The organism is Nostoc sp. 106C (assembly GCF_002154725.1).
GTDB lineage: Bacteria > Cyanobacteriota > Cyanobacteriia > Cyanobacteriales > Nostocaceae > Aulosira.
Genome location: NZ_MTAW01000052.1, coordinates 1 through 1440, shown reverse-complemented (window position 1 = coordinate 1440; position 1440 = coordinate 1). Strand labels below are relative to the sequence as shown.

Below are 1440 nucleotides of genomic sequence, written 5' to 3'. Positions count from 1 at the left end.
GCCCATTGGTGTCAACTTAAGCCAAAAGTAACTATAAGATGTAATCTAAGAACATCTTGATTGATGTTCTTGGTGATACATCATGGGTACAAAACGTCCAGCGCGAAAAGGCAACCCAGACCTGCGGCAACAAAAACATGTACCAGCGCCGCCAATAGAAGAAATCGACAAGCAACTATATTTATTGCTCTCACCAGGCAGCTTCAAGCCACTCAAATTCAGTGAAGGCAAAGACAAGAAAAAATTGCGCGAGCGGATACTAACATTGCCTGTAATGATGGCAGTAGTTTTGAGCCTGGTATATCGACAGATAGCCGGATTACGGGAAGTACAACGAGTACTCAATGAGGAAGGATTATTATGGGTAGGCCGAATTGAGGTGAGTGCCCAAGCAATCTCAAAAAGACTCAGGACATTACCCATAGAATTGTTGACGCTGATTTTTGAGCAAGTAATTGAGAGAATTCAACAGCGAAACCACAATACAGCTATAGAGCCAAATTGGCTTCATGTGAATCAAAGATTTACAGCTATATGGATTGCCGATGGTTCGACTTTAGAAGCACTCAGAAGAAAACTGAAAGCACTCCAAGACGCAGACAAAACTGTGGCAGGAAAAATGATGATGGTGGTGACAGCATTCACTCACAATCCAGTCACAGTCTGGTACACGGCTAACAGCAGGGCCAATGATAAAACTTGGTGTGACTGCTTATTAGAACGCTTACCCGCTAATGGATTATTGATTTTCGACTTGGGATTTTTTAAATTTCCTTGGTTTGATGAATTCACAAATGCCAACAAGTTTTTTGTTACCAGATTGCGAAATAAGACTGCTTACACGGTACTTTGTTGTTTGAGTAGTGGTCAATTCTATCGTGATGAAATTATCAATCTGGGTGAATACCGCTCGAATCCTTGTAAGCGAAAAGTCCGTTTAGTTTCTGTGTTATGGGGTACAATTTGGTATTACTATCTGACAAATGTACTCGACCCCCAAATATTATCTGCGCAGCAAGTCTGTGAATTATATCGAAGACGTTGGCGCGTTGAAGATGCATTTTTGCTGACAAAAAGGCTTTTAGGTTTGGCTTATATCTGGGTGGGTGATACGAACGGCGTACAAATTCAAATTCTCGCTACTTGGATTTTTTATGCTGTTCTCAATCAATTATGTATTGATGTTGCGATGCCTTCGGCAACGTCTTCGACGATCGCATTGAATCAGCCCTTAGAGCGAATTTCTACGGAAATGGTCTTTCGTGGTTTATACCATTTTTCTCAAGCTATTCTACGTGGTGATGCCTCTGAGGCTGTTCCCTATCTTGTTGAACGACAAAAGTTGTTTGGATTGGTCAAAACCAGGCGTAAGCGCCATCGCGAGATTGACGCTTACACCCAACAAATTTGGGCAAAATCTTCTTAAGTTGACACCAATGG

1 protein-coding gene is annotated in these 1440 nt (G+C 41.7%); it reads left to right on the top strand.

Features of this window, described 5'->3' with window-relative positions:
• Window positions 1-82: 82 nt before the first annotated feature.
• The gene (locus tag BV375_RS04505; protein ID WP_086757717.1) at window positions 83-1426 is read left to right on the top strand and encodes an IS4 family transposase; all 1344 of its coding nucleotides are present in this window, start codon (window positions 83-85) and stop codon (window positions 1424-1426) included.
• The last annotated feature ends 14 nt before the right edge of the window (window positions 1427-1440 follow it).